We start from the raw sequence: 24,276 nt of genomic DNA on the forward strand, positions 1-24,276 counted from the left end.
GCGATGCGTCCTTACATGCCCACGACGCGCGCCTGCGCCTGCAGCGCCAGCATCGGCGTGCCGGTGGGCATGCAGATCGACGAGCCCGCCTGCAGCGCGGCCGGCAGCCCGCCGATCAGCACGCGGGTCGCGCCACTCAGCCACATGCCGGTGACGCAGGGGCCGTTGCCCGACGGTGGCGGCGGAAATGCGCAGCCCGCGATGGAATACGTCGACAGGATGGTCACGGCCGGCTGGCCCGACAGCAGCACGCGCGGATTGGGCGACGTCGGGATGGCCTGGCCGCCGTGCGAACACTGCACGGTGGCGCCGAAATGCAGCAGGGGTCCGGGCATGCTCTTGGCCTCCTCAGGTCACCGTCAGGGCGCCCTGGTTGATGTTGACGGCCGGGCCGGCCAGCATCACCGTTGCGCCCTGGCCGTTGGACAGCGTGATGCCCACATCGCTGATCGAGATCATCGCGCCCGTTTTGGTCTTGAGCAGGATGCCGCCTGTGGGGCCCGGCAGATCGGAAATCATCAGCGTGTTCTGCCCGCCGGTCTGCAGCACGATGCTGGGCGACACGGGCAGGCCCGCCAGCGCCAGCGCAGGGACTTCGGCGGCCGATCCCCAGAATCCGCCGACCCAGATCGGGTAGTCGGGCTTGCCCTGTTCAAACTCCACCCACACGCCCGAACTGACCTGCGGCACGACGAACACGCCGCTCTGCTGGCCGGCAAACGGCACGCAGGGCATTGCCCAGCTTGAGACGCCCAGGCCCAGCACATCCGGCACCTGCACCTGGATGCGGCCCATCTGCATGGGGTCGACGTTGTTGATCACCACGCCGCGGAATTTGCCGTAATGGCGTTGGGGTTCTGTCATGGGGGCACCAGGGGCAGGGTCGAGATCAGGCCGTTGCGGGCCAGCGAGAATTGCTGGCGGAATTCGCCGGCCTTGAGGGAGCTGTCGACGCGCTTGACGTAGTACAGGCCATCGAACGCCAGCCCCGCGCCGCGCACGCCCACCAGCTGGCGCGACTTGAGCACGTGGCCGTAGCGCAGCACGTTGAGCGATCCGTCGGCGGTCACGGCGTCTGCGGTGGTGCCGGCGGCCATGGCAAGGCCCTTGCCCAACGCGGCGGCCGGCGACAGCTTGGCGGTGTCCTTGAGCAGCGTCAGCCCCTTGGCCAGCGGCGGCAGCAGGCCCAGCGGCGGACTGGTCAGGCTGATGTCGGGAACGGGCAGCGGAATCGGAAACTTGGTCAGCGGATTCTGGATGAAGATGACCGGCAGCGCGGCGTCCGACTGGTTCACCGCGAACGACAGAGACTCGACGTTGCTGTGCACGTCCATGCCCAGGTTGAGCGCGGGCTGCACCGGGCCCAGCCGGATCTCCGGTCCCCAATACGCCACGTTGGCGCCGGGCAGCGGGCCGGGCTCGATGTAGAACACGTGGCCCACTTCCCGCGCCAGCTGGCGCACGTAGGCCAGGTCCGTGCCTTCGTGCAGCGGAATGCGTTCCACCGGAATCGGCACGTCCGTGAAGGGTGACGGCACGATCAGCGGCAGCATGCCGTACAGGGCGTAGCGGCCGATGATCGCAGCGACGCGCGCGGGCGGCGGCATGGCCGGATAGGGCAGGCCGCTCATGTCCTGCTTGTCCATCGCTACCGTCAGGTCTTCGCCGGTGACGGTCAGGCGCGATTGGCCGGGCGCGTTGCCGTCCGTGATCTCCTGGCGCGTGACCAGCCCGTCCATCAGCACGGTGGGCAGCCCGTTCAGCGTGGCGATCAGGATGACGCGTAGCCACGGCACCTGGCCGCCGGCGATCACCAGCAGTGTGTGCAGCGGCGAGCGGTTGCTGACTGAAAAAGTGAGCTGAAAGCCGCCCGGGCCGTCCGCGGACGAGGACACCTCGACACGCTCCAGGCCGTCCATGATGGGGCGGGGCGCCGGCACCGGCAGGCCGGGCCCGACCAGCAGCGTCAGGTGCACGCCGCTAAGCATCGCCGCCTCCGAATTGCGCGCCGAACGGAGAGCCCAACGCGGCAGGTAGCGTCACGCGCAGGCTGCGTCCGGGCGCTTCCAGCGCGGCCGGACGCGGCGCGTCGTTGCCGTCCGCCAGACGCCAGAACTGCAGCGGATCGCCCAGTGCGGCGGCCGCCAGCCGGTCCAGCCGGTCGCCCGGGGCCACCGCGACCTCGCCCACCGCCGTCAGCGCCGCCGGGTCCGGCAGAAAGCGCCGGCGCAGGTAGACGAGCGGCCGGCCATCCGGCCCGGGCATTTCCGCCGTGGGCACGTCGTGATACCGGCTGTTGGCGGGAAAGCGCTGCACGCTCATGGCAGGGACTCCAATCCGACGGAGCCCAGATCGCCCAGGCCGGCCAGCGCGGCCAGCCGTTCCTTGCGCTGCTGATACACCAGGTACAGATGGCCGCCCTTGTCGCCAAAGCCCAGATCGCCCACGTGCAGCACGCGCAAACCCAGCGACACCTTGGCGCGGATGGGATTGAGCCGCGCGTCGAAGGCCTCTTCGGTAATCGAAAAATCGGTCACGCGCACCGGCACCACGCGCTCGCGGCTCCAGACGAACAGGCTCAGCGGCGCAACGGTGGGCGCGATCTCCAGCGTGCCCAGGTTGGCGATCTGGTTGTTGCGGATGAGCGCGGCGCTGTCCGGATAGACGATGGTCTCCAGCGCGGCCAGCTGCGCATGGATGCCGGTGTCGCGCGCCTGGGGATGATCGTCGGGGAATTCGAGCTGATCGGTGGCGTCCAGCTCGGCGTCCAGCCGGATCGTCTCCGCGGGCGGTCCTTTCAGGCGCAGCGGTTCGCCCGCCGCGCCGCCGTCGTCCACGCTCTGCGGCTGCAGCGAGCGCGTCAGCGTCTCGGGGTTGTATTGCAGCGAAATCACGCGCTGCACCGCCCCGCTGGCCGGATCGATCAGGATGATGCCGCCGCGCAGCAGACGGGGCGAAAGCGGTCCGCTCATGGATAGGCCTGCGGTTCGGCGGCGTTGCGCACGGCGGTGATGCGCTGCGCGCCCACCAGCGCTTCCGGCCAATGGCGCGCCGCGCTGAAGAGGTCAGGGCGGTAGTCGAACTCCAGCACGAAGCGCGACACCGGCACCCGCGCCACGCAGTCCAGTTCGACGGCGCGCAGCTTGCCCGGCGGCTCGTCGACCATCGTGACGTCGGCATAGCGTGTCTGGCACAGTTCCAGCACCTCGCCCACGGTCTTGCCAATCCAGTCTTCCATGGCGGCTCCTAGATCAGGTTCATGTTCTTGGGCACGGCGCTGGCCTCATCAGGCCGGCAGGCGCGATAGAAGCAGATGCCGCAGCCGTCGATCGAGGCCCGCACGGCGGTCTCGACCTTGGCCTGGAACGTGCCGGTGGCGGCGGCAAACGCGTCGTTCCAGCGCGTCTTGAAGTCCACGTTGCGCTTGCGGCAGTCGTACACGGCCTCGTAGTCCTGGATGTTGAGCGCGTAGTTGCAACTGCCGGCGCCCACGTACTTCACCCAGCCCTGATTGCCGGCCATGAAGTTGGCCACGTCGCCGCCCGAAAACGCCACGCCCAGCTTCGACTTCTCCGATTTGCTGTAGGGATGGGTGTGGAAGGTGCCGAGCGTGTAGTCGCCCTTCTTCTCGGCGGGCAGGCTGATGCTGCCGCCACCGCCCGAGCCCGTGCGGATTCCGCGCTTGCCGTCTTTGTCCGACACGATGCGCCCGCCATGCTCCTGCACGGTGTCGCCGCCGTGGCCGGACTTGGACCAGGCCTCGTTGACCGCGTCATACACGTCATCCGGCATGGTGTGCGTGGCGGGGCATTTGCGCGCCTCGGCTTCGGCCACGCGCAGGTCGCCCATGCCGGCGCGCTGCACGGTCTGTGCCACGCCCGGCGCCGCCGTGGGCCGTGACAGGCTGTGCGCGGCGCGGTCGGCTTCCGCTTCCTGCGGCGAGTGCGACGGCCCCAGTTCCAGCGGCAACCCGGGGCGGTAGCGCCCCTGCTGCTGCACGACGTGCGCCAGTTCGTGCGCCAGCAGGTCGCGGCCCTGGCGTGTGCCCGGCGCGTAACGGCCGGCGCCAAAGGCGACATGCGGGCCGACGGTGTAGGCCTGCGCATCCAGCGCGCGTGCAGAATCCGCGGCGCGCGAATCCGCGTGGATGCGCACGCGCCCGAAATCGTGGCCGTAGCGCCGCTCGAATTCCATCCGGTCGGCGGTGGCCAGCGGCTGGCCCGCGCTGCGCAGTACGTCCTCGACCTGCTCGGGCACCGCTGCGCTTGCACGGCCGGAAGACGGCGAGGCGGCGCAGTTCGACTTGCCGCCGCAACCGCAGGCGCATCGCCGCATCACCAGGCGCGAGCGCGGCGGCGAGGTGTCCGGCCGTGGCGTGAACAAGGACGTTCTCATGGCACGCTCAATGCTTCAGATGAAACGTGTCGGCAATGGCGCGGCCCGCCTGCGCGCCGGTCTGCGCCGGTTGCGCGCCGTCGGCCACGGTGCGCACCTGCTCCGCGTTGGCATCGGTGGCCGCGCCGCCGTTCAGCGCCGCGCGCCGGACCAGCTCGTGGACGAGGGCGGCTACGAACGCATTGCGTTGGGCCGCGTCATGGCTCGGCAGGCTGAGCGCGCGGATATGCAGGTGAATTGCGGATTTCATGGCCATCCTCTCGTTTCGGCATCGGCCAGCGGCCGTTCCCGTTTGGCGGCTTCGGCGTGCGCGGCTTGCAGCACGTGAGCCATGGTGACTTCGGTGCCGGCGTCTGCGGCCAGGAAGGCCGCGTTCAGCGCGACGTTGCGGATGCTGCCGCCCGTCAGGTTCAGGCGCGCCAGTTGGCGCGGATCGAGATCGCGGGTCGGCGTGGCGGCCGGGAACACGCCGCGCCAGATCCGCGCGCGCTGGTCCAGGTCAGGAAACGGAAACTGCACGACAAAGCGCAGCCGCCGCAGGAAGGCGCTGTCCAGGTTGGATTTCAGGTTAGTGGTCAGCACCGCGAGGCCGCGGTACGACTCCATGCGTTGCAGCAGGTAGCTGATTTCGATGTTGGCGTAGCGGTCGTGGCTGTCCTTGACCTCCGAACGCTTGCCAAAGAGCGCGTCCGCCTCGTCGAACAGCAGGATCGCGCCGCCGTCTTCCGCGGCCTCGAAAAGGCGCCGCAGATTCTTTTCGGTCTCGCCGATGTATTTGCTGACGACGGCGGACAGGTCGATGCGGTACAGATCCAGTCCGGTCTCGCGGGCCAAGGCTTCTGCCGCCATCGTCTTGCCCGTGCCGCTTTCGCCGGTGAACAGGGTGGCAAGGCCCAGGCCGCGTGACTGCGCGGCCGCGAAGCCCCAATCCTGATGGACGCGATATCGCTGGCGCAGATGCGCGGCGATCTGGCGCAGCACCGCGCGTTGCGGGTCGGGCAGCACCAGATCGTCCCAGCCGGCGGCCGGTGTCAGGCGCTGGGCCAAGCCGTCCAGCTTGCGCCGGCTGGCCTGCGCGCAGCCTTGCCACAGCACCGCGGCCGGATCGGCGTCGGTCTCCTGTAGCGATGGCGCCAGCGCGGTGGCGGTGCGCTGCAAGGTTCGGGAGTCCAGGCCGAACTGGCTGGCCGCCTGATCCACGGCATCGCCCACGCGTGCAGCGACCTGCGGCCCCAGCGCCTGCCGCCACAGGGTTCTGCGATCGGCTTCTTGCGGGCGGGACACCGCGTACGGGCGCGAGGCCGCGCGCAGCGTGACCGGCTCGCGCACGCCCACGAAGCACAGTCCGCCGGCCTGTTCCACCAGATGCCGCGCCGCGGGCGTCAGGCCATCCGAGGCGTCGAGGTACAGCGCGGCGCCCAGCAGCACGGCCTCGCGCTGCCAGAGCGTCAGGATCGCATTGCGCTCGGCGGCGTCCGCCGGCACGTCCTCGGCCTGCAGCGCCAGGCACGCGAGGCCCGCGACGTGCGCGGCGCGCGCCGCCACGTCTTCCTGCGCGCCGGGGTCATCGCCTTCCAGCACGAACACCGGCAGCGGCGTGCCTTGCGCCGCCGCGACCTGCGCGGCGATCTGCTGCGCCGCCGCCTCGTGCGCGGGCGCCGTGTGGGGCAGGGGCAGCGCCGGGCGCAACAGCGGGCGCAGGCGCGCGTCGGGTTCGTTCAGGCCGGCCAAGTAGTGCAGCACGCGTTCGTCGATGCGCAGCCGCGCGGTGCTCAGGTCCGCCGTGTCGTCCACGTCCAGCAGGCGCCAGCGGCGCAAGGGGCGCTGCGGCGACAGGGCGCTCCAATGCGCGCCCTCCAGCTCGGCCAGCGCCAGCGCGAAGCTGGCATGGCGCTGGCTGCCGGTCCGGCCGTTCGCGTGGGCGCAGAGGTCTGCCAGCACCGCGTCCATCTCGATGCCGGCGCACAGCAGCAGCAGGTCGCGCTCGAACGCCGACAGGCCGAACGTGGCCGTCAACTGGTCGATGGCCGCGTCGCCATGCAGCGCGGCGCGCGCCTGCGCAAGCTGCTGCGCGCCGTGGCGCGGCGGCCGGCTGCCCGGCTTGCGCAGTCTTGTGCGCAGCCGCGTGAACTCGGCGGCCAGCAATTGCTGGTTGGCTTCGATCCAGTCGGTGGGCGCGCGCGCGTTCATGGCAGCTCGATCTGGCGGTCAAGGTATCGGACGGGAACCGCTTCGCGGTCCACCAGCGGGCTTTCGATGCCGTCCACCCGCAGCCGCGCCAGAAAGCGCGTGCCGGCGGGCGGCGCGTCGCGCCATTCGAAGATGAGCGCGCTGGCGGGCGCGGTGGCCGGTTCAGCGGGCAGCTCGCGGTCGCCCAGCAGCAGGCTGGCCGCCTGGCCGGGCAAGAGCGGCGGCGCGATGCCCAGCGTGATGCGCACCGTGCCTGCGTTGCGCGTGGCGGCGGTCGGCGGCAGCACGGGTTCGGGCGCCAGCACCAGCGCCAGCTGATTGCTGTCGCGCCGCAGGCCGGCGTCGCTGGCCTGCACCGTGGCATGCACGCGGTACACGCCGACGGGCAGGTCCGCCGGCATCGTCAGCCGCAACCAGGCGTCCGTGCCGGCCTCGACGGGCACGTTGCGTTCGGCGTCCAGCGTCGTATGGCGCAGCGTCACGGCGCGCGCCAGGCCGTCCAGATGATGGCCCAACAACGTCACGGCGCCGCCCGGCACGGCAACCGGCTGCTTGCCCGCCGGTTGCACGGACAGCAGCGTGGGCAGCGGCGGCGTCAGGCCGGGGAACACCAGCACGCCCCGGTCGCGCGGCCTGCCGGGGATGGCCTCGCCGCGCGTCAGCACCGGCAGCGCGCCGCGCGCGGGCCGCCGGGATTCGATCAGCACCACCGACACCTGGAACGCGGCGGTCGGCCGGTAGTGCGCCTGCAGCGCGGACCACAGGCGCGACATCTCTTCGGCGCCCAGCGCGGCGGGCGTGATCTTCAACAGTTCGATCTGGCTGGCCAGGTCCGCGCTGCGCAGGCTCTGGTAAACCGTGGGCAGGATGGCGCCGTCGACCACGTCCGGATCCAGCGCACGGCGCACGGCCTCGCGCGGCAGCACGGCCGACTCGTGCAGCAACTGCAGCGCGTAGCCCAGCAGCACTTCCGCTTGCAACTCGGCGCGGCCATACGCGGTCAGCAGATAGTGCAGGTCCAGGGCCAGCGGCGGATTGGCGATGCGGTCGCCTGCCGGATCGCGCGATGGCAGCGCGGCATTGCGCCACGCGGCGTTCGGCGTGACCTGATGCAGGAACAGGTTCAGCTGCGGGTCTTCCTGGTTGTCCAGCGACACCGCATCGGGCGCCAGCGCGGACACTTTGACGCCCGCGCCCAACGCGTCCGTGACGGCGTGGTCGATCATGCCCGAGTCGAGCAGGTCCTTGATGACGGCGGTCACCGCCGCGATCGCCAGCGCGTTGCTCATGGCAGCCCCGCGCGTCGGGCGGTCAGGTAGGCGCGCAGCGACAGCGCGGAGGAGCGCGGGGCGGCGGGGACCGCGCGCTGGGGCGGGGGAGCGACCTCAAGGCGGTCGATGGTGATGTGGACGTCGGGTAGGGAGGGAGACTGCGCGGGGAGGCGGGGGGCTGCGTCGCTGCGTGGGGTGTGCGCTTGGCGTTCTGGGAGCGCACGCGCGTCGGAAGCCAAAGCCGGGTCGTGTCGGGCAGATGGGGCGGCACTGTCAGTGACCTCATGCGCCTCGAATGCCGCCGCCGGATAGAGGCGGGTGATTGGCGACATGGCTGCGGGGCGGGTTTGCCGACCTTCGGCCGCATCATGGTCCGCATCGCCGGATAGAAGCTCGCGCGAGCGGTGATCCGGCGAGAGCGTGTCTTGCGGCTCTTGCTTGCTTTGCACGGGGTCCATCGCAGGCATGTCCGCGTCGGCGAACGGCGTCTGCACATTGGCATGCCCGTGATGCGCGCGTGTGACTTGCGAAGCGTCCGGTCCATTCGCGCCGGCCGCTTCGACGATCCGCTCAGCCTGGCCATACCCCGCAATTCGCGCTGCGCGCAAAGGCGTGTGCGCCAGGTTCGCCCCGCCGAATTCCGCGTCGTCCCTGGCGATCTGGACGTGCGCGTCCGATTCCCCCTGTGCGGCCCTCAGCGCCGGCGCATCCCCCGGCCATGCATCACGCGCAACGGTCGCGGCAACCTCCAACGCCCGTGGCGAAGGCGCGCTACGCAGACGCGGCGCCGCGCCCACGCTGCGGCTCGCAAGCTGGCGCAGGAAGCCGCTCATGGCAGCGCCTCGCCGTCGGCCAGTTCCAGATACGCGGCGCGCCGGGCCGGCCCCAGCGCCAGCACCTGCGGTTCGCTCCAGCCGTAAGCGCGCGCCAGACGATGCACATCCCGCAGCAGTCCGCGCGCGCAAAGGCTGATGTCGTCCCACATGCAGGCGTCGGCGTCCAGCGCCACCGTCCACGCGTGTGCGCAGTCCGCGCAGCGCAACGACAGCTCGATGTTGGCGGCGGGGTCCAGCGCCTCCATGCGCGCTTCGATGTCGTCCAGCGCAGCGCCCTGCGGCAGGCGGGCGTCGGGCGGCGCGCCCACCCGGCACGCACGCAGCAGCAGCGCAAGCGCCGCGTCGCTGTCGGGGGCCATCGCGGCCTGCGCCTGGTCGCGGCTGCTGGGCAGACGCCACGCCGCGCCATGCGCGTCGAACATGGGCTCGGCCGACGCGCGCGCCGGCGGCGCGGACACCGTCTCCAGCAGCGCGGCCACGTCCAGGTCGAACGCCATCGCCGCGCCGCACGCCGGACAATCGGCGCACGCCGCCAGCCGAGGCCCGAACGTCGCTTGCCGCAGGCGCAGCAGCGTCACGTTCCGCCATCCGACCGGCCGTGACGCGACATCCACGTCAGGCATCGCCACGGCAAGCGCGCGCAGGCCGCGGTCTATCGGCGGGCAGTCACGGCCCGCCTCCCACAGCGCAAGAATCTGCGATTCGATCAGGGCGTTCATCGCGGCGCTCCATCAGGCCGGCTCGACGAAACTCGGTTCGGATGGCTCGGCGACTTCGTAGTCGCGCTCCCATCCTTCGTTCTCCAGCTTGATGGTCTGGATGGCGACCGCGTTGGCGTTCGCGTCCAGATCGGGAATCGCCTGGTATTCCGACACCCAGCAGCGGAACACCTTGTAGGCCAGCACGAGCTGTCCGGCTTCGTTGTAGACCTCGATGATGAGGTCTTTGCGAAAGTTCTTCAGCGACACCTCGCTGCCCAGGCCCGATCCGAAGTTCCACACCTTGTTGGCCCACTGCTCGAACTCGCGGTCGTGCGTGACGCCGCGCTCCAGCGTCACCGCCTCGAACTTGCTGCGGCCAGGAGATTTGCGCCCGCTGGACGGATCGCCGCCTTCGCGGTGTTCGACCACTTCGGTGCTGCGCTTGAGCGCCGACACCTTGCTGATGCCGGCCACGTAGCGGCCATCCCACTTCACCCGGAATTTGAAGTTCTTGTACGGATCGAAGCGCTGCGGATTGACGGTGAACTGCGCCATGGCAATCTCCTGGTAACCGTGGTCGGCAAACGCGCCGGGCCGCGTGCGGCGCCGGCGCGGGCCGGGCTCAGGCCTGTATCTGGCCGGCCAGTTGCTGGATGCTGATGACGACGAACTCGGCGGGTTTGAGCGGCGCAAACCCCACCAGGATGTTGACCACGCCGCGATTGATGTCGTCCTGCGTGGTGGTTTCCCGGTCGCACTTGACCAGATAGGCCTCGCGCGGCGAACTGCCCTGGAACGCGCCCTGGCGGAACAGCGTGTTCATGAACGCGCCGATGTTCAGGCGTATCTGCGCCCACAGCGGCTCGTCGTTGGGCTCGAACACCACCCACTGCGTGCCGCGGTACAGCGATTCTTCCAGGTAGAGGGCCAGGCGCCGCACCGGCACGTACTTGTATTCCGAGGTGAGCTGGTCCGCGCCGCGCAGCGTGCGCGCGCCCCAGCACACCGCGCCATACACCGGGAACGTGCGCAGGCAGTTGACCCCCAGCGGATTCAGGCTTCCGTTCTCGCCATCGGTCAGCGTCGTGGCCAGCGATATGACGCCGGTCAGGTTGGCGTCGGTGCCCGCGGGCGCCTTCCACACGCCCCGGTTGCCGTCCGTGCGTGCGTACAGGCCGGCGACGGTGCCGCACGGCGGCGCAAGACGCGGCTTGCCGTTCTTGAGCGGATCGGACACGAACGTCCACGGGTAGTAGACGGCGGCGTGATCCGACTTGGGCAGCGCCGTGCCGTTCGCCACGGCCACCATCGCCGCCGGATCGGTCGCCGTGGGCGGTGCGTCCACGATCATGAAGGCGCGCCGCTCTTCGCAGTACGACGCGGCATCGGCCAGCACGCCGCTGTGCGTGATGGCCGGCAGGCAGAGCAGATTGAAGATGTCGGCGTCTTCCAGCGCGTACAGCCCTTGCCGCAGCGCGCGGCTGCCGATGAACGCGGCATAGACGTCGTCCGGTCCGTAAGGCGTTTCGGTGCCGCCTTCCAGCAACGCATCGACCGGCGGCGGCGAGGCGACGGCCCCGGTCAGCAGATGCAGCGAGGCGGCCAAGTCGTTGGCCGGCGCGGCCGCGACCGCAATGGTGGAGCCCAGGCCGCGCGAACCGCTTGCCAGCACGAGCGTGCTGCCCTGCACACGGGCCGTGAAGTCGCGGAACGCGGGCGTGCCGGGCCGCAGCGCGCGCACGGCGGCTTGCAGGCGCGCCGCCACGTCTTCCAGCTTGGCGGCCAGCGAACCGCCTGCGGCGGTGGCGTCGCCCAGACTGACCAGTTCCGGTCCAAGGCCATCCAGCGTGATGCGCAGGCTGGTGTGCGTGGCGTCGGGCAGCGCGTCCAGGTCGGTCGCGCCGAAGGCATCGCTGGTCAGCGTCGCCGCATCGGGCGTGGGCGCGGGGCGGATGATGGCCGCGCCGTCGGTTTCGATGCCGCCGGCCAGCGACCCCAGCATCAGCACGCCGGCGGCGTTGTTGCGCGCGCCCGGCAGCACGCGGACGCTGGCGTTTTCGCCGCCCGCGCCGGACGTCATCACCAGCGTGTTGCCGTTGCGCGCGGCGGTGAAGTTCGCCAGCGCCGGCCGGCCCTGAGCCTGCGCGCGCACCTTGGCCTGGATCGCGGCAGCCAGCGCGGTCAGGCGCTGCGTCGCGGTGCCGCCGGCAATGTCGCCGGGCAACGCGATGCTGACGCCCACGGGCTCCAGCCCGTTCACGGCCACGCGGAAATCGGTGTGCGTCGCATCCAGCAGCGTCTGCACGTCGCCCAGCGCGCCGCTGACGCTGGTGCCCGCCGGCAGCGCATCCAGCGCGCCCTGCGACAGCATCCGCTCCAGGCGAACGAGCTGCGATACGCCCTGCACCAGATCCAGCAGATAGCGCGGATCCTTGGCGTTCAACGAGACGTTGGCGTAGCTTTCCGCCCGCCCGTCGCTGCCGCGGATGAACTGGATGTTGAAGGTGCTGGAGGGCACGGCGGTGGCGTAGTCCACGCGAACCTGGATGCTGTTGCCGGACACGCCCGGATCCAGCGCCCGCACCGTCAGCACGTCCACCGCTGTTGCGCTGCGCAAGGTGCGCTGCGCGGGCGACGCTTCCTTGACCACGCGCACGACCCAGGCGTCCGTGCCGCCGTTCACGAAGAACTGGCGCACGGCATAGCCCAGCTCGGAATCGTCGGCCAGTCCGCCGAAGGCGCGTTCATAGTCGGAGAAGCTGAATATCCGGACCGCCTTGTTGACGGGGCCGCGCGGGGCCGCGCCCAGAAAGGCGGCGACCGATGTCGCAACCCCGGCAATCGTGCGAACGCCGCTGGGAATTTCCTGGATATAAACCCCGGGATGGGACAGGGTAAGGGCCATGAGCTGCTCCTTCACGCGGCTGTCAGGATCGATGTCCTAGCCGCAGGAGAGGCTTAGAGAGCCGCCAGCGCGCCACGGGAGACGGGCAGGAAAAGGCTGGCGATTCGCGCGAGGCTTGCGCGGGTTGGCGGGCGTTGCGCCGCTCTAGTTGGATTGCAGCGGAAAGGCAATCGGGCAAAAGCAGCAAGCCCTGGTAGGAACGAGTTATAGAAGTTCTGCCTGATGCGATCAACAGCTTTTTAACGGCGTTAACGATCTGTTGCTTATTCAAGGCTGGGCAGCGTGGGTCTAAAGACCATTGAACACCGAGGCCCGCTGGCGTATAACCCGAAGCGGCACCGCTCGCGATCAACCCGGCGGCGCAACGCCCAAGCCGGTTTGGCAGGCGGCCTGAACCTTAAGGAGCGTGAGATGAATTACGTGTCCCGATTGCTGCATTCGCATGACTGGTTTTCCCGCCTGCCTGCCACCCCCGGTGATGCCGGCCGCCGTCTGCGCGTCACGCGCGTCGTCCTGGGCGTGGCCGCGGGAACGTCGCTGGCGTTCGGCGCTGCGGCGCAGCCGCAGAACGCAGGCCAGTCCCAGTCAGCCCCCTCGGCCCAGACTGCTGCCGCGCAACAAGGCGCCGGCCAACAAGACACGTCCGCCGCGCGGGCGTTGCAGTGGCCGCGCAGCTTCACCGCACCCGACGGCAAGCGGGTCGAGCTTTACCAACCGCAGATCGACACCTGGACCGCCGACCGTCTCACCGGCCGCATGGCGGTCGCGGTGGGGCCGGCCAAGGGCAACCCGACCTACGGCGTGGCCGAATTCTCCGCCCGTGCCGACGTGAACAAACCCGCCGGACTGGTGCGTCTGTCGGACATCCGCATCGAACGCGTGCAGGTGCCGACCGCGCCGCAAGAAGCCGCGCGCCTGCGCAGCGAACTCGAAGCCCGCATTCCCGCCAAGGGCGTGGTCACGCCGCTGGACGCGTTGCAGCTGAGCTATGCGCTGTCGCAGAACAACCCGGCCGCCAAGGCCGTGCCGGTGAACAACACGCCGCCGCGCATCATCTACCGGACGGTGCCGGCGATCCTGGTGCTGGTGGATGGCCCGCCCGCGTGGACGCAACTGCCCGACACGCAGGGCTGGCGCCGCGTCGTCAACACCCGCGCGCTGATCCTGGGCGACAACGCCGGGCGCTTGTACCTGCAGGCCGCGGGCCACTGGTATGAAGCGGGCGACATCAACGGGCCGTGGCGCACCGTTGCGCAACCGTCTTCCGCGCTGCTGGCGGCGGCCGACGCCGCGCGCCGGGGGCCGGCGGCAGACCCGTTGATGCCGCACGACGGCAAGGCGCCGCACCGCGCGCCCGACATCGAAGTGTCGACCGTGCCCGCCGAACTGCTGATCACGATCGGCCAGGCCGAGCTGCGGCCGGTGTCCGGCACGTCGCTGCTGTCGGTCACCAACGCCGACCATGCCGTGTTCATGAACCCGGGCGACAACCGCTACTACCTGCTGGTGTCCGGCCGCTGGTTCCGCGGCGCGCGGCTCGAAGGGCCGTGGTCGTATGTGCCGGGCAAGGACCTGCCGCGCGACTTCGCGCGCATTCCGCCGCAGGATCCGCAGGGCGGGGTGCTGGTTTCCGTGCCTGGCACGCCGCAGGCGCGAGAAGCCGTGATTGCATCCACCATTCCGCAAACCGCCACCGTCTCGCGCAGCGCCGCCAAGCTGCAGGTCGAATACGCCGGCGGCGCGCCGGTGCTGCGGCCCATCGACGGCACGCCCCTGCACTATGCGGCCAACTCGCCGGTGCCGGTCATCCAGGCCGAAGGCCGCTATTACGCGCTGTCGAACGCGGTGTGGTTCGTGTCGGATTCGCCCACCGGGCCGTGGCGCGTGGCCGACCATGTGCCGGCAGTTATCTACGCGATTCCCGCCAGTTCGCCGCTGCATTACGTGACCTATGTGCAGGTCTACGGCGCCACGCCGCAAAGCGTGGTGTTCGGCTATTCGCCCGGCTACATGGGCGTTGTCGTCGCGCCGGACGGCACCGTCGTGTACGGCACGGGTTATTCCTATCCGCCCACGATCGTTCAGAACACCTGGGTCGGCTATCCGCCCAGCTACGGCTACAACGCCGCTTTCGATTCGGCTGCGGGCTTCGCCTTCGGGTTTGCCGCCGCCGAGGCCTGGGGCGGCGCGGCGCCGTACTGGGGGCCGTACTACGGCGCGCCCTACTGGGGCGGCGTGGATGTCAACAAGGTCGATGTCTACGGCGCCTGGGGCGGTTCCGGCACGGTCACGCACGCGGCCGGCTGGAACGGCTGGACGGGCACCGAGTGGCAGGGCGCTCACGCCGAAGGCTACAACCCGCAAACCGGCGCGGCGTTCGAAGGCACGCGCGGCGCGGCCTACAACGAGTACACGGGCAATGCCGCGGCGGGACGGCGGGGCGCCTACACCGATCCGGTCACGGGCGCATCGGGTGCGGGCCGTGCGGGCGCGGTCGAGAACGACGACGGCCAATGGGCCGCGGGCCGGCAGAACGTGCGCACCAACGCCGACACCGGCCGCACGACCTATTCCGCCGCCAGCGCGACCGGCACCGCGGGGCAGGGCGCCGACAGCGTCGACCGGCGCGGCGCCACGTACAACCGCAACACCGGCAGCGGCGCGGCGTGGAACAACGGCAACGTGTATGCGGACCACAATGGCAATGTCTACGATCACAACGACAACGGCTGGCAGCAGCACACGTCGTCGGGCTGGCAGCCGGTTCAGCCGAACGCGCAGTCCAGCTATCTGAACTCGCAGCGCCAGGCGCGCGATTATTCGACGCCGCACACGGACGATGCATATGGCGGCGGCTGGCAGAACCGGATGAGCGATTCCGCGGGCGGCTGGCAAGGCCGCAGCGACGGCGGCTGGCAGGGACGCGGCGACGGCGGGTGGCAGGGACGCGGGGAGGGCGGCTGGCAGGGCCGCGGGATGGAGGGGCGCAGCTTTGGCGGGTTTGGCGGGTTCCGGGGCGGCGGCGGTTTCCGGCGCTGAACCCGTCCTGCTGACGCGCGCACATGGCGCGCAACGCGTGCCGGCCCGGCGGCCGGCGCGCGCGGCGGTTGTGGTCAGTCCTGCACCAGGTACGCCTGTCCGCCCGGCTTCAGATACTGCGTCAGATCACTGAACGGCACCTGCGCCAGCGTCCCGAGACACACGCCCGATGCGTGACCCACGCCCGACACCGACAGGCTCAGCGCGCCCGGGGCAGTCGCGCCCAACGCAAGATATGTGGGCCAAAGATCCCAGCAGCCTTCCTTGGAGCGGTCTTCCGTCAGACCCGCCTCGTCGCGCGCCGCCAGGGACTTCTGCACCTGGCCGGCAAGTTCCTTCAGGGCAGGGCGCGGTTCGCGGTTGTCCGGTCCGTAGGCGTCGAACACGCGGTTCCAATCCAGGGCTTCGCCGCGCAGCAGGTCCAGCGTGTAGGGATCGAAGTGGTTGTTGGGATGCGCGCCGCCGCAATCGAGGCTGCCGGATTCGGTCACCGTCATCATCGCGCTGGACAGCCACGGCACGTTCACGACTTCTTCCTCGTAGTTGCCCAGCGTGCCCACGGACGGACCTTCGCTGGTGTAGGCCGAAGCCTTGCAGGCCAGCGCCGCGTGGCTCATGCGCCAGTGGCGCTGTTCGAGCAGATGGTTGACGCGCGCCATGACCGCTTTGTCCGGATGCCGCGACAGGCGCGGATAGCCGAACTGCGTGCGCGGATCGCGCCACATGCGATAGGCCACGGTGGCGCTGCCGATGTCATCGCCCACGGGCTGGGCATGGCCGGCCAGTTTGAGCGTGTCGTAGGGCACGCGGGCCGCGTCGATCTCTACGCCGAAACCGATACTGCCATCGGGCGTCAGCGCGTTGGCGTCGTACTGCGCGACACGCTTGAGCGTGAAGCTGCGCTGCTTGCCCGTGCGCGTGTCGATCCAGACGCCGCGATAGCCCTGCGCGTCGAGCGTGCCTTGCCAGGTGGCGGCGGGCTTTGCGCCCGGCTGTTTCGCCGCCTGGTACGTAAGCGGCTCGGCCAGCGATTTGCCGGTGCCTTTGAGCGGAATGTCGACGCCGTTCTTGGGATAGAAATAGCGTCCGGTCAGCTCTCCATCGGCGGCCGCGCTGTTCAGCTCCATCACGATGTCGCCCACGCCTTGCAGCGTGCCGCTGTAGACGGTGCGCTCGGCCGCGCTGGCCTGACCCGGCGCCTGCAGCAGCAGGGTCAGCGCCAAGGCGCCAAACGGAATTGAAAGCGGGCGTGCAATGGGAAAAGGCATCTGCGTGGTGGACCCTGAGACGTGGGCCGGTCAATATACCCGACGCATCAGGGCTTCAATCCGCTGACCGCCACTGTCCCACGCCCGGGTCCACGCCGACGCGCCGGTCGCCCGACCAAACCTGCTCCTCATCCACGCGCGAAGCCGTTGCGGTGTCGACATCGAAGACGATGCCAAGCGCCTGCGCAACCGCCGGGTCTTCGATCGGCAGCTCCCAGGTCAGAAAGAGTTGCGACAGGTCCCTCTCGTCGGCGAAGTCCGCGTCGTCGTAGCCGTTTTGATGACGGGGAATCACCGCGTGCGGCTGGCAGGTGTCGAAGACGATCGCCACGCCGCGGGTAAGCGGGATACGGTGACCGGTGCCGGGAAAATGCACGTCCAGACCCTTGTCGTCGGACAGGAACAGGTTGCAGAACGCCGCGCCGCCGTATTGACTGCCGTCGTGGTGATAGCGCGCGCCGCGGCAGGCCATGAGCGCCATGTCGCTGCCGGCCAGCACGTCGCCCAGCCCCGACGCGCGCGTCCAGTCGCGCATGGCTTGCACGCACAGGCCGAATTCCGGCCAGCGCGCGCGGGTGCGGGATAAAGGCATCTGCTCGACGTCGCCAGGTTCCAGCAGCAGCCGCGTGCGGATCTCGCGATCCCAATCGGCAAGCAGACGCGCCGGCGGCGCAGGCACGTCCAGGTGGCCCGCGAGCAGCCGGCCGCTGACGCTGCGGCTGCGCAAGACGTCATCGCGCGAGTAAAAGAACGACGTCAATCGATCCTGCAAAGGGTGATTCATGAGCTGCGCCTGCCGCGCTTAACCTCCGCGTCCTTCATAGGCGCCTTCGTCGCCGTCCTCGTCTTCCATCGCGGCCTGCGCGCGCTCCAGCAGATAGCGCTTCAGGCCTTCAAGACCCTCGGGCGTCCAGTCCGACACGCCGGTCACCGCGACCCACGCATCCACATAGTGCTGCGGCGCATAGACGTGCCCATAGCCCATCGGCGTCGCGGTGCCTACCGCCATGTCCAACGCCAACTGCAACATGGTCACCACGGGATACCAGCGCAGCTCGGGCGACACGTCCGGACCCATCGGCGCGCTCATCCACGCGGGCGGACGGTACAGGTCGCGGTAGTCGAAGAACGTGACGGGGTCGCTGGCGTATTGCAGGTAGACGACGCGCATCGGCCCCCACGGCGCGTCGGCGGGAACCGGCGAGCCGTGCTGGTTCATGAAGCGCACGAAGGCGCCATCGCGCAGCTCGGGCAGCCAGGCGGGTGAGCCGGGGTTGCGGGCATCGGTGATCTTGCGCCAGACCCGGCTCTCGAACGGCGGGCCGCTCCAGAGCGCGCCCTGGATGGGGTCGCCGATCATCTCGAACAGTTCGGCCGATCCGGCGGAGTTCATCGCGCCCAGGCTCAGGCCATGCAGGTACAGGCGAGGCCGCTTGTCCTTGGGCAGCGTGGTCCAGTGGCCGTACACCGCCTGGAACAGCGCGCGCGCGGCCTCTGCGCCGTATTCGGGCTGCGCCAGCAGCGACAGCGGGCTCGACAAGTACGAATACTGCATCGCCACGCTGGCCACGTCGCCATTGAGCAGGTACTCCAGCGAGTCCGCGGCGGCGGGATCGACCCATCCCGTGCCGGTTGGCGTGATGACGACCAGCACCGAGCGGTCGAAGGCGCCGACGCGCTTCATCTCGTCCAGCGCAAGCTGCGCGCGCGCCTGCGGCGAGGCCGCGCCGCGCAGGCCGACGTAGACGCGGATGGGTTCCTGGGCCTCGCGTCCCGACTGCGTGGTGATTTCGCTGGCCGTGGGACCCGACGCGATGTATTCGCGGCCCGCGCGGCCCAGTTCGTTCCAGCGGATCAGCGATGCGGGCCCGCCCGTCTTCTGGTCAGCGGTGGGCTGCGGGCGTTCGGGTTCCAGCAGCGCATCGAATTCGCGGAACGAGGCGTCCAGCACGTGCAGCGCGCCGCGGAAGAACACGTCGGTGGCAAGCAGCCAGAAGATCAGGATGGCGATGGCCGCGCCCGTGACGTTGGCCACGCGCCGCGGCACGACGCGCCGCACCTGCCGGGCCAGGTAGCGCGCGATCAGCTTGAACAACCGCGCCAGCGCCAGCAGCACGGCAAAGGTCGCGAGGGCGATCAGGCTGACCTTGATGGGGTGCGCGCTGGTCACGGGTTCCATGTGCATCAGCGCGCGGATGGTGTTCTGCCATTCGGCCGCGCGGCCCAGGAACACGATTGCTACCGACAGGCACAGCAGGCCGATGACGGCATTGATGATGCGCGCGGCGCGGCCCCGGGGCTCGGGCAGTTCCATGTAGGCCCAGAGCCAATGCCACAGCACGCCCAGGCCATAGCCCGCCGCAAGGCAGGTGCCCGCCAGGACGCCCTGCGTGACGTGGGTGCGGGGGATGAGGGTGGGCGTCAGCGCCGCGGCAAAGAACAGCGTGCCGAGCATGAGGCCGACGCCGGATAAGGACTCCAGGTGCGAGCGCAGGAATGTAGGCAGGTGGCGGGGCAAGGTCTGCTGCACGGTGGGCGTCCTCATCCGGAGGGAATGGCGGGGATTCTCGCACGTTGCCGCGCGATGTCGGCGGTTGTCGATTTGGGGCGATATCGGCGGGTCTGTCAGTCTCGGTCGGGCGCGCCCAGCGGAAAGAGCGTGCGGTAAGGCCGGGCCTCGTCGACCGCCCGCGCGAACGATGGCCGCGCCAGCAGCCGCGCGCGATAGGCCCGCAGATGCGGATGATCGTCGCTAATCGGATGAGTCCAGTCGGCGTAGAACAGCGCGGGCGCGGCGGCGCAGTCAGCCAGCGTGAAGTCGCTGCCCGCTGCCCACGTGCGGGTGGCGAGCTGCGCGTCGATCCACGCGTACGCCAGCTCCAGCTTCTGCGCGGCCAGCGTCCGCGCTTCGTCGCGCTTGGCCGGGTCGCCGGTCAGCGCGCCGTTGACCGCATGCTGCATCCAGTACATGACGTGCAGGTCGAAATAGCGGTCCAGAAAGCGCACGTCCAGCGCGGCCATCGGGTCGGCGGGAATCAGGCGGACCGGGCCGGGGTGGGCCAGTTGCAGGTACTCGATGATGATGCTGGACTCGGCGACGTTGCGTTCGCCGTCGACCAGCAGCGGAAACTTGCGCAGCGGCCAGCGCTCGATCCAGTCGGCGGCGTGCTGGGGCGTGTCAGGCCCGATGCTGCGGAACTCGAACGGCGTGGCGTTTTCGTACAGCGCGATCAGCGCTTTTTGCGTGTACGACGAAAAGGGATGACCGTAAAGTGCAGGCAGCATTCTCGGAGTCTCCTCGGACGTGGCTCACAGGTTAATGGGTCTTGGGCTGTTTCACCAGACGGACGCCGCTGCTGCGCCGCCGTGCGCGCCGGGCGCGAAAAGGAATACAGTGCATGACGGATCCCGCCGCAACGGCGCGGGACCGGCACCAACAATACGGAGACAGGATGGATACGGCAGGCAAGCAGGGCGCCAGCGTGCGCGAACAGGTCGGCGAAACGGAATGGCAGGTCCGCAAGGACCTGGCGGCGTTGTACCGGTTGGTGGCGCTGTTTGGATGGGACGATCTGATCTTCACGCACATCACCGCCAAGGTGCCGGGCACGGAGCATTTCCTCATCAATCCCTACGGGATGATGTTCGACGAGATCACCGCGTCCAGCCTGGTCAAGATCGACCTGCACGGCAACAAGGTGATGGACTCGGAATACGACATCAATCCGGCCGGCTTCACCATCCACAGCTGTATCCATGCCGCACGCAAGGATGCGATGTGCGTGCTGCACACGCATTCGATCAACGGCGTGGCGGTGTCGGCGCAGAAGGCGGGCCTCTTGCCGCTGTCGCAGTTCGCGTTCATCGTGCTGCGCTCGCTCAGCTACCACGACTACGAAGGCCTGGCGCTCAATCCCGACGAACAGCCGCGCCTGGTGCGCGACCTGGGCGCCAACAACTACCTCATTCTGCGCAACCACGGCCTCTTGACCGTGGGCCAGAGCATGGCGGAAGCCTTCCAGGCCATGCACCGCCTGGAAGCCGCCTGCATGGTGCAGGTGCGCGCGCAGGCGGGCGGCGAACTGACCCACATCCCCGCGGACATCCTGGCCCGCGCGGGGGTGGAATCACCGGCTGACCGCGCCCACAAGGCCCAGCTAGCGTGGCCGGGCCTGCTGCGCCGGCTGGACCGGCGCAATCCGGGGTACGCGGAGTAAGCGTAACGTGCCGGTGTCAGACACCCGGCGGATGCCGCCGCACGATGCCGGCCGTCTCCTGAGGGTGTCAGACACCTCGGAATTGCCCCAGACGTCTGACATCTCGGAATTGCTCCAGGTGTCTGACATCTCGGAATTGCTCCAGGTGTCTGACACCCATGGAGACGCCGCCACGCGCTGAAGACGCTCCCCCTTGGGTGTCTGACACCGGCCAACAGCACGCCGCTGCTATTTCTCTCCAGGTGTCTGACACCCACGGAGACGCAACAACGCGCTGAAGACCCTCTCCCTTGGGTGTCAGACACCGGCCCCCAGCACGCCGCCTACTTCTTCGCAGCCGGATCCGCCGACAGGAACTCCGCGCAATCCGGCAGCGGCGTGGCGGGCTGGTACGACGCGTCGCTGGCTTTCCATGTGTAGGTGACGGTGTAGCTGCACTGCTTGTCCGCCTGCGGCGTGAGCTGCGCCTTGGTCAGCGCGGGCCGCGCACTTGAATCCGCGAGCCGGCTGGCCCCCTCAGGCGAACGGGTGGCCTGGGTCTTCACCTGCAGATCCGGCAGTTCCTTGCCCGGCAGGGCCTTCAACGATGCCGTGAACCGATAGACATCGCTGCACTGCCCGGCACGCTTTTCCTGATCCGCCTCGTTGAAGCACGCCCGGATGGACGCGTCGGCCGTGTACGGCATGACGAGCACCAGGCTGGCGCCGGTCTGCTCGCCCAGGTTGACGTCGTACAGATACAGATCCCGGCGTTCGAAGCCGCCGCCGGAGAACGGCGTCGACGCCTTGAAGTCCGGCTCCGCCGGGCCGATCACGCCGACCAGCGCCCGCTCTTCGCTCAAGCGGATCATTTCCGGCCAGACCTTGAAGTCCTTGAAGTCGGGAACTTCGGGCGAGTCCCAGAACCGGTAGTCGGCGCGCAGGGTCCTGCTGGTCGCGAAGGGACCGTTTTCGCCGAATGCGCCGTCCGTCTTGATGCCCACGCACCAGTCGGTCTGGGCGTTGCAATACAGCTTGTTGTCCGCGTTCAGCTTCAGGGGCTCGGTATCGGGGGCGGCCAATGCCGCGGCGGGCAGGGCGGCGCAGAGCAGCAGGGCAAACACTTTTGACACGGTTCTTCCTTCTTGTGGGGATGCGCGCGGGCCCATTTGTTACGGCCCGCGCAGCGCCGCATGGGCGCGCCACATTCTGTAGCAAGTCGCGCCGTTGCGCGCGACTTGATGGTGTCAAAACATGAAAAAACGTATCGGAGACGATTCGGTCATGGCCGGCGGCGTCAGTCGCGCACGGGGCCGTCGGGCGTGTCGGTCTCGACCAGCCGCGCCAGTTGCAGCAGCGACTCCTGCCAGCCCAGATAGCACATCTCGGTCGGAATGACCTCGGGAATGCCCTCCTGCACGATGACCAGCTCCGTGCCGCACGACACCTGCCGCAGGGTGATGGTCGTCGTCATCTCGCCCGGCAGGGCGGGATCGTTGAAGCGGTCCGTGTAGCGGATCTTCTCGCCTTCAACCAGTTCCAGATACTCGCCGCCGAACGGCTCCAGGTGGCCGGTGGCGAAATTGCGAAAGGCCATTCGATGCTTGCCGCCCGCGCGCGCGTCCAGTTCCTGGACGGAGCACGTGTAGCCATACGGCGGAAGCCACTTGGCGACCGCATCGGGTTCGAGAAAGGCGCGATAGACGCGGTCGGGAGAGGCGCGCAGGACGCGCAGGTGTCGTACGGTTCCGGTAGTCATGGTGTAGTCCGCCTTGAATGAGGGTGGGTGCATGACTACGACGAACCGCCGGCACCCGGATCGACAAGGATTTTCCTGGGGATTTCCCTAGGTCTCGGGGCTGCGCCCGGGGGCGCTGCGTCTGATCACGCCCGCAGCCGTTCAATGTACGCCGACAACGTCTCGGCATGCCGCTGCTCGGCGCGCAGGCCGACGTGGCCGTCCGCCCGCACCGCCAGCAGCATCATGTCGCCCACGCCCATCCGCGCCGCCGTGGCGGGCTCCAGGTAGGCGTCCACGTCGGTCACGCCGTCGCTGGCGGTCAGGGCCACCACCACCTCGATGATGTATCCGTCCGCCAGCGCCATCAGTTGGCGGCGCAGATCCGACAGCGGCTGCTGCGCCGTGCCGGGGCCGCCGATCAACAGGACGGTGTGGCCGCGCCGCTTGGCATACTCATGCAGCTTGCCCCGGCCGCCGGTGGAAAACCGCACGTCGATATGGTCCGGCAGCCGCTGGCCCGGCCAGATGGCATCGTGCCGGTCTCCCATCACGATGGGCGAGCCGGCATAGTCGATGTCGAGCTCGGCTTCCGACACGGCCTCGCGGTGCCGCGTCTCGGAATTGCCGAAGGCCGCGCGGATCGCCAGATCGCGCGCACGCCGCTCCGCGTTGCCCTGCGCCATCTGCGCGCTTTCGGCGGCATCGCCCGACGCCATCACCATGTCGGCCACGGGCCGGCGTTCGGCGTGATAGCTGTCCAGCAGCGCGGGCGAACAATGCCCCTGGCAGACCAGCGCCAGCTTCCAGCCCAGGTTGTAGGCATCCTGCAGGCCGGTGTTCATGCCATGCCCCTGCGCCGGGCTGCACGTGTGCGCGGCGTCGCCCGCCAGCAGCACGCGGCCGGACCGGAAGGCGCGCGCGACCTTGGTGTGGCATTCGAAGCGCGCCGGGTGCGAGACGTTGTAAAAGCCGGCGTCGGGCAAGTAGCGCCGCAGCGTGGACAGCGCGTCCTCGACCAGGTCCGACTCCGCGGAGCTGGGGCGCAGATAGACGCGCCAGCGCTCGCCGGGCAGCGCGGTAAGAATCACCGGGATCTGATCCAGATAGGCGTAATTCGCCTCGAACGCCTCCGGCCAGTCGGGGATGGTGGCGTCAAACACCGCCCACGGCTGGTTGATGTCGTGGCCGTCCTGCTCGATGCCGGTCAGCATCCGCACGGTGCTGTGGTGCCCGTCGCAGCCCACGACCCATTGCGCCAGCACCTGCGACAGCTTGCCGCCGCGCTCCACGGTGGCCAGCACGCCGTCGTCCTGCTCCTGCAATCCCACCAGCTTCGTGGCGCGTGTGACCTTGCCGCCAAGCCGCGCCAGATGGTCGGCCAGCACGGTCTCCGTGACTTCTTCCGAGATGCCGATGTTGAAGGGATAGCGGCTGCCGGCAAGTTCCAGGTCGATGACGCCCAGCTCATTGCCGCCCGCGTGAATGCGGGCGCGCCGCTGCTTCACGCCCGCGGCCAGCAGGGGTTCGATGATGCCCAGCGCATCCAGGATTTCAAGGGAACGCGGATGCACGACGGTTGCGCGGTCCCAGTCCAGCGGGCGTTCGTGCGCGTCGATCAGCAGGCAGTCAACGCCGCGGCGCTGCAATTCGGAGGCGGTCAACAGGCCGGCCGGGCCCGCGCCCACGACCAGGACGGAAATCGAGATCACCATGTCTTGCCCTCAGCAATGTGGT

The 24,276-nt window shown here is 69.3% G+C and carries 23 protein-coding genes; 2 read left to right on the forward strand and 21 right to left on the reverse strand.

Annotated features, from left to right (window positions below; all coding sequences use genetic code 11):
* Positions 1-11: 11 nt before the first annotated feature.
* The 14 genes from RT697_RS03060 to RT697_RS03125 form a co-directional block, all read right to left on the reverse strand.
* Entirely contained in the window at positions 12-335 is a 324-nt protein-coding gene (locus tag RT697_RS03060; protein ID WP_313696939.1) for a hypothetical protein, read from the reverse strand.
* Between the two features lie 13 nt (positions 336-348).
* Entirely contained in the window at positions 349-864 is a 516-nt protein-coding gene (locus tag RT697_RS03065; RefSeq protein ID WP_056558514.1) for a phage baseplate assembly protein V, read from the reverse strand.
* Positions 861-1,988, reverse strand: a complete 1,128-nt coding sequence (locus RT697_RS03070; protein ID WP_313696940.1) for a hypothetical protein — start codon at positions 1,986-1,988, stop codon at positions 861-863. Before RT697_RS03070 ends, RT697_RS03065 begins: the two co-directional genes overlap by 4 nt.
* A complete protein-coding gene (locus RT697_RS03075) occupies positions 1,981-2,322 on the reverse strand; it encodes a LysM domain-containing protein (RefSeq protein WP_313696941.1) in 342 nt (113 codons plus the stop codon). The genes RT697_RS03070 and RT697_RS03075 overlap by 8 nt, the downstream gene beginning before the upstream one ends.
* Entirely contained in the window at positions 2,319-2,972 is a 654-nt protein-coding gene (locus RT697_RS03080) for a hypothetical protein (RefSeq protein ID WP_056558507.1), read from the reverse strand. The genes RT697_RS03075 and RT697_RS03080 overlap by 4 nt, the downstream gene beginning before the upstream one ends.
* On the reverse strand, positions 2,969-3,238 hold the full coding sequence (locus RT697_RS03085; protein WP_175137629.1) for a hypothetical protein: 270 nt from the start codon (positions 3,236-3,238) through the stop codon (positions 2,969-2,971). Before RT697_RS03085 ends, RT697_RS03080 begins: the two co-directional genes overlap by 4 nt.
* Before the next feature lie 8 nt (positions 3,239-3,246).
* Positions 3,247-4,395 (reverse strand): DUF4157 domain-containing protein, encoded by a 1,149-nt coding sequence (locus RT697_RS03090; protein ID WP_313696942.1) that lies wholly within the window; start codon positions 4,393-4,395, stop codon positions 3,247-3,249.
* A 7-nt stretch (positions 4,396-4,402) separates the two neighbouring features.
* Positions 4,403-4,645 (reverse strand): hypothetical protein, encoded by a 243-nt coding sequence (locus RT697_RS03095; RefSeq protein ID WP_313696943.1) that lies wholly within the window; start codon positions 4,643-4,645, stop codon positions 4,403-4,405.
* The gene (locus RT697_RS03100) at positions 4,642-6,585 is read right to left on the reverse strand and encodes an ATP-binding protein (protein ID WP_313696944.1); all 1,944 of its coding nucleotides are present in this window, start codon (positions 6,583-6,585) and stop codon (positions 4,642-4,644) included. Before RT697_RS03100 ends, RT697_RS03095 begins: the two co-directional genes overlap by 4 nt.
* The gene (locus tag RT697_RS03105) at positions 6,582-7,874 is read right to left on the reverse strand and encodes a DUF4255 domain-containing protein (RefSeq protein ID WP_313696945.1); all 1,293 of its coding nucleotides are present in this window, start codon (positions 7,872-7,874) and stop codon (positions 6,582-6,584) included. The genes RT697_RS03100 and RT697_RS03105 overlap by 4 nt, the downstream gene beginning before the upstream one ends.
* The gene (locus tag RT697_RS03110) at positions 7,871-8,689 is read right to left on the reverse strand and encodes a hypothetical protein (RefSeq protein WP_313696946.1); all 819 of its coding nucleotides are present in this window, start codon (positions 8,687-8,689) and stop codon (positions 7,871-7,873) included. Before RT697_RS03110 ends, RT697_RS03105 begins: the two co-directional genes overlap by 4 nt.
* Entirely contained in the window at positions 8,686-9,411 is a 726-nt protein-coding gene (locus RT697_RS03115; RefSeq protein WP_313696947.1) for a hypothetical protein, read from the reverse strand. Before RT697_RS03115 ends, RT697_RS03110 begins: the two co-directional genes overlap by 4 nt.
* Before the next feature lie 12 nt (positions 9,412-9,423).
* On the reverse strand, positions 9,424-9,948 hold the full coding sequence (locus tag RT697_RS03120) for a phage tail protein (protein WP_313696948.1): 525 nt from the start codon (positions 9,946-9,948) through the stop codon (positions 9,424-9,426).
* Between the two features lie 67 nt (positions 9,949-10,015).
* Positions 10,016-12,298 carry a phage tail sheath subtilisin-like domain-containing protein gene (locus RT697_RS03125; protein WP_313696949.1) on the reverse strand — a complete coding sequence of 761 codons (2,283 nt, stop codon included), beginning with the start codon at positions 12,296-12,298 and terminating at the stop codon, positions 10,016-10,018.
* A gap of 411 nt (positions 12,299-12,709) precedes the next feature.
* On the opposite strand from RT697_RS03125, the gene RT697_RS03130 reads away from it, so the two are divergent.
* Positions 12,710-15,337 (forward strand): carbohydrate-binding family V/XII, encoded by a 2,628-nt coding sequence (locus RT697_RS03130; protein ID WP_313696950.1) that lies wholly within the window; start codon positions 12,710-12,712, stop codon positions 15,335-15,337.
* Positions 15,338-15,411: 74 nt separating this feature from the next.
* On the opposite strand, the gene RT697_RS03135 is transcribed toward RT697_RS03130, so the two are convergent.
* The 4 genes from RT697_RS03135 to RT697_RS03150 all read right to left on the reverse strand — a co-directional run bounded on the left by RT697_RS03135 (position 15,412) and on the right by RT697_RS03150 (position 19,890).
* Complete coding sequence (locus tag RT697_RS03135; RefSeq protein WP_313696951.1) at positions 15,412-16,605, reverse strand: hypothetical protein; 1,194 nt, start codon at positions 16,603-16,605, stop codon at positions 15,412-15,414.
* A 55-nt stretch (positions 16,606-16,660) separates the two neighbouring features.
* On the reverse strand, positions 16,661-17,389 hold the full coding sequence (locus RT697_RS03140; RefSeq protein WP_313696952.1) for a hypothetical protein: 729 nt from the start codon (positions 17,387-17,389) through the stop codon (positions 16,661-16,663).
* Positions 17,390-17,407: 18 nt separating this feature from the next.
* Positions 17,408-19,135, reverse strand: coding sequence for an alpha/beta-hydrolase family protein (locus RT697_RS03145; protein WP_313696953.1), 1,728 nt, complete (start codon positions 19,133-19,135; stop codon positions 17,408-17,410).
* A 95-nt stretch (positions 19,136-19,230) separates the two neighbouring features.
* The gene (locus RT697_RS03150) at positions 19,231-19,890 is read right to left on the reverse strand and encodes a glutathione S-transferase family protein (RefSeq protein ID WP_313696954.1); all 660 of its coding nucleotides are present in this window, start codon (positions 19,888-19,890) and stop codon (positions 19,231-19,233) included.
* A gap of 167 nt (positions 19,891-20,057) precedes the next feature.
* On the opposite strand from RT697_RS03150, the gene RT697_RS03155 reads away from it, so the two are divergent.
* On the forward strand, positions 20,058-20,822 hold the full coding sequence (locus tag RT697_RS03155) for a class II aldolase/adducin family protein (protein ID WP_105240388.1): 765 nt from the start codon (positions 20,058-20,060) through the stop codon (positions 20,820-20,822).
* Between the two features lie 323 nt (positions 20,823-21,145).
* Here RT697_RS03155 and RT697_RS03160 read toward each other — a convergent pair whose 3' ends face one another.
* From RT697_RS03160 to RT697_RS03170, 3 genes are all read right to left on the reverse strand, one after another.
* Complete coding sequence (locus RT697_RS03160; protein ID WP_313696955.1) at positions 21,146-21,934, reverse strand: hypothetical protein; 789 nt, start codon at positions 21,932-21,934, stop codon at positions 21,146-21,148.
* A gap of 164 nt (positions 21,935-22,098) precedes the next feature.
* Positions 22,099-22,560 carry an SRPBCC family protein gene (locus RT697_RS03165; RefSeq protein WP_313696956.1) on the reverse strand — a complete coding sequence of 154 codons (462 nt, stop codon included), beginning with the start codon at positions 22,558-22,560 and terminating at the stop codon, positions 22,099-22,101.
* A 125-nt stretch (positions 22,561-22,685) separates the two neighbouring features.
* Positions 22,686-24,254, reverse strand: a complete 1,569-nt coding sequence (locus tag RT697_RS03170; protein WP_313696957.1) for an FAD-dependent monooxygenase — start codon at positions 24,252-24,254, stop codon at positions 22,686-22,688.
* Between the last annotated feature and the right edge of the window lie 22 nt (positions 24,255-24,276).

This window comes from Achromobacter sp., from assembly GCF_032113835.1.
In the GTDB taxonomy this organism is placed as follows: Bacteria; Pseudomonadota; Gammaproteobacteria; order Burkholderiales; family Burkholderiaceae_B; genus Achromobacter.

Excerpts from the sequence above, each read along its gene's own strand:
- RT697_RS03060 (WP_313696939.1), bottom strand. The coding sequence starts at position 335 with ATGCCCGGACCCCTGCTGCATTTCGGCGCCACCGTGCAGTGTTCGCAC.
- RT697_RS03065 (WP_056558514.1), bottom strand. The coding sequence starts at position 864 with ATGACAGAACCCCAACGCCATTACGGCAAATTCCGCGGCGTGGTGATC.
- RT697_RS03070 (WP_313696940.1), bottom strand. The coding sequence starts at position 1,988 with ATGCTTAGCGGCGTGCACCTGACGCTGCTGGTCGGGCCCGGCCTGCCG.
- RT697_RS03075 (WP_313696941.1), bottom strand. The coding sequence starts at position 2,322 with ATGAGCGTGCAGCGCTTTCCCGCCAACAGCCGGTATCACGACGTGCCC.
- RT697_RS03080 (WP_056558507.1), bottom strand. The coding sequence starts at position 2,972 with ATGAGCGGACCGCTTTCGCCCCGTCTGCTGCGCGGCGGCATCATCCTG.
- RT697_RS03085 (WP_175137629.1), bottom strand. The coding sequence starts at position 3,238 with ATGGAAGACTGGATTGGCAAGACCGTGGGCGAGGTGCTGGAACTGTGC.
- RT697_RS03090 (WP_313696942.1), bottom strand. The coding sequence starts at position 4,395 with ATGAGAACGTCCTTGTTCACGCCACGGCCGGACACCTCGCCGCCGCGC.
- RT697_RS03095 (WP_313696943.1), bottom strand. The coding sequence starts at position 4,645 with ATGAAATCCGCAATTCACCTGCATATCCGCGCGCTCAGCCTGCCGAGC.
- RT697_RS03100 (WP_313696944.1), bottom strand. The coding sequence starts at position 6,585 with ATGAACGCGCGCGCGCCCACCGACTGGATCGAAGCCAACCAGCAATTG.
- RT697_RS03105 (WP_313696945.1), bottom strand. The coding sequence starts at position 7,874 with ATGAGCAACGCGCTGGCGATCGCGGCGGTGACCGCCGTCATCAAGGAC.
- RT697_RS03110 (WP_313696946.1), bottom strand. The coding sequence starts at position 8,689 with ATGAGCGGCTTCCTGCGCCAGCTTGCGAGCCGCAGCGTGGGCGCGGCG.
- RT697_RS03115 (WP_313696947.1), bottom strand. The coding sequence starts at position 9,411 with ATGAACGCCCTGATCGAATCGCAGATTCTTGCGCTGTGGGAGGCGGGC.
- RT697_RS03120 (WP_313696948.1), bottom strand. The coding sequence starts at position 9,948 with ATGGCGCAGTTCACCGTCAATCCGCAGCGCTTCGATCCGTACAAGAAC.
- RT697_RS03125 (WP_313696949.1), bottom strand. The coding sequence starts at position 12,298 with ATGGCCCTTACCCTGTCCCATCCCGGGGTTTATATCCAGGAAATTCCC.
- RT697_RS03130 (WP_313696950.1), top strand. The coding sequence starts at position 12,710 with ATGAATTACGTGTCCCGATTGCTGCATTCGCATGACTGGTTTTCCCGC.
- RT697_RS03135 (WP_313696951.1), bottom strand. The coding sequence starts at position 16,605 with ATGCCTTTTCCCATTGCACGCCCGCTTTCAATTCCGTTTGGCGCCTTG.
- RT697_RS03140 (WP_313696952.1), bottom strand. The coding sequence starts at position 17,389 with ATGAATCACCCTTTGCAGGATCGATTGACGTCGTTCTTTTACTCGCGC.
- RT697_RS03150 (WP_313696954.1), bottom strand. The coding sequence starts at position 19,890 with ATGCTGCCTGCACTTTACGGTCATCCCTTTTCGTCGTACACGCAAAAA.
- RT697_RS03155 (WP_105240388.1), top strand. The coding sequence starts at position 20,058 with ATGGATACGGCAGGCAAGCAGGGCGCCAGCGTGCGCGAACAGGTCGGC.
- RT697_RS03165 (WP_313696956.1), bottom strand. The coding sequence starts at position 22,560 with ATGACTACCGGAACCGTACGACACCTGCGCGTCCTGCGCGCCTCTCCC.
- RT697_RS03170 (WP_313696957.1), bottom strand. The coding sequence starts at position 24,254 with ATGGTGATCTCGATTTCCGTCCTGGTCGTGGGCGCGGGCCCGGCCGGC.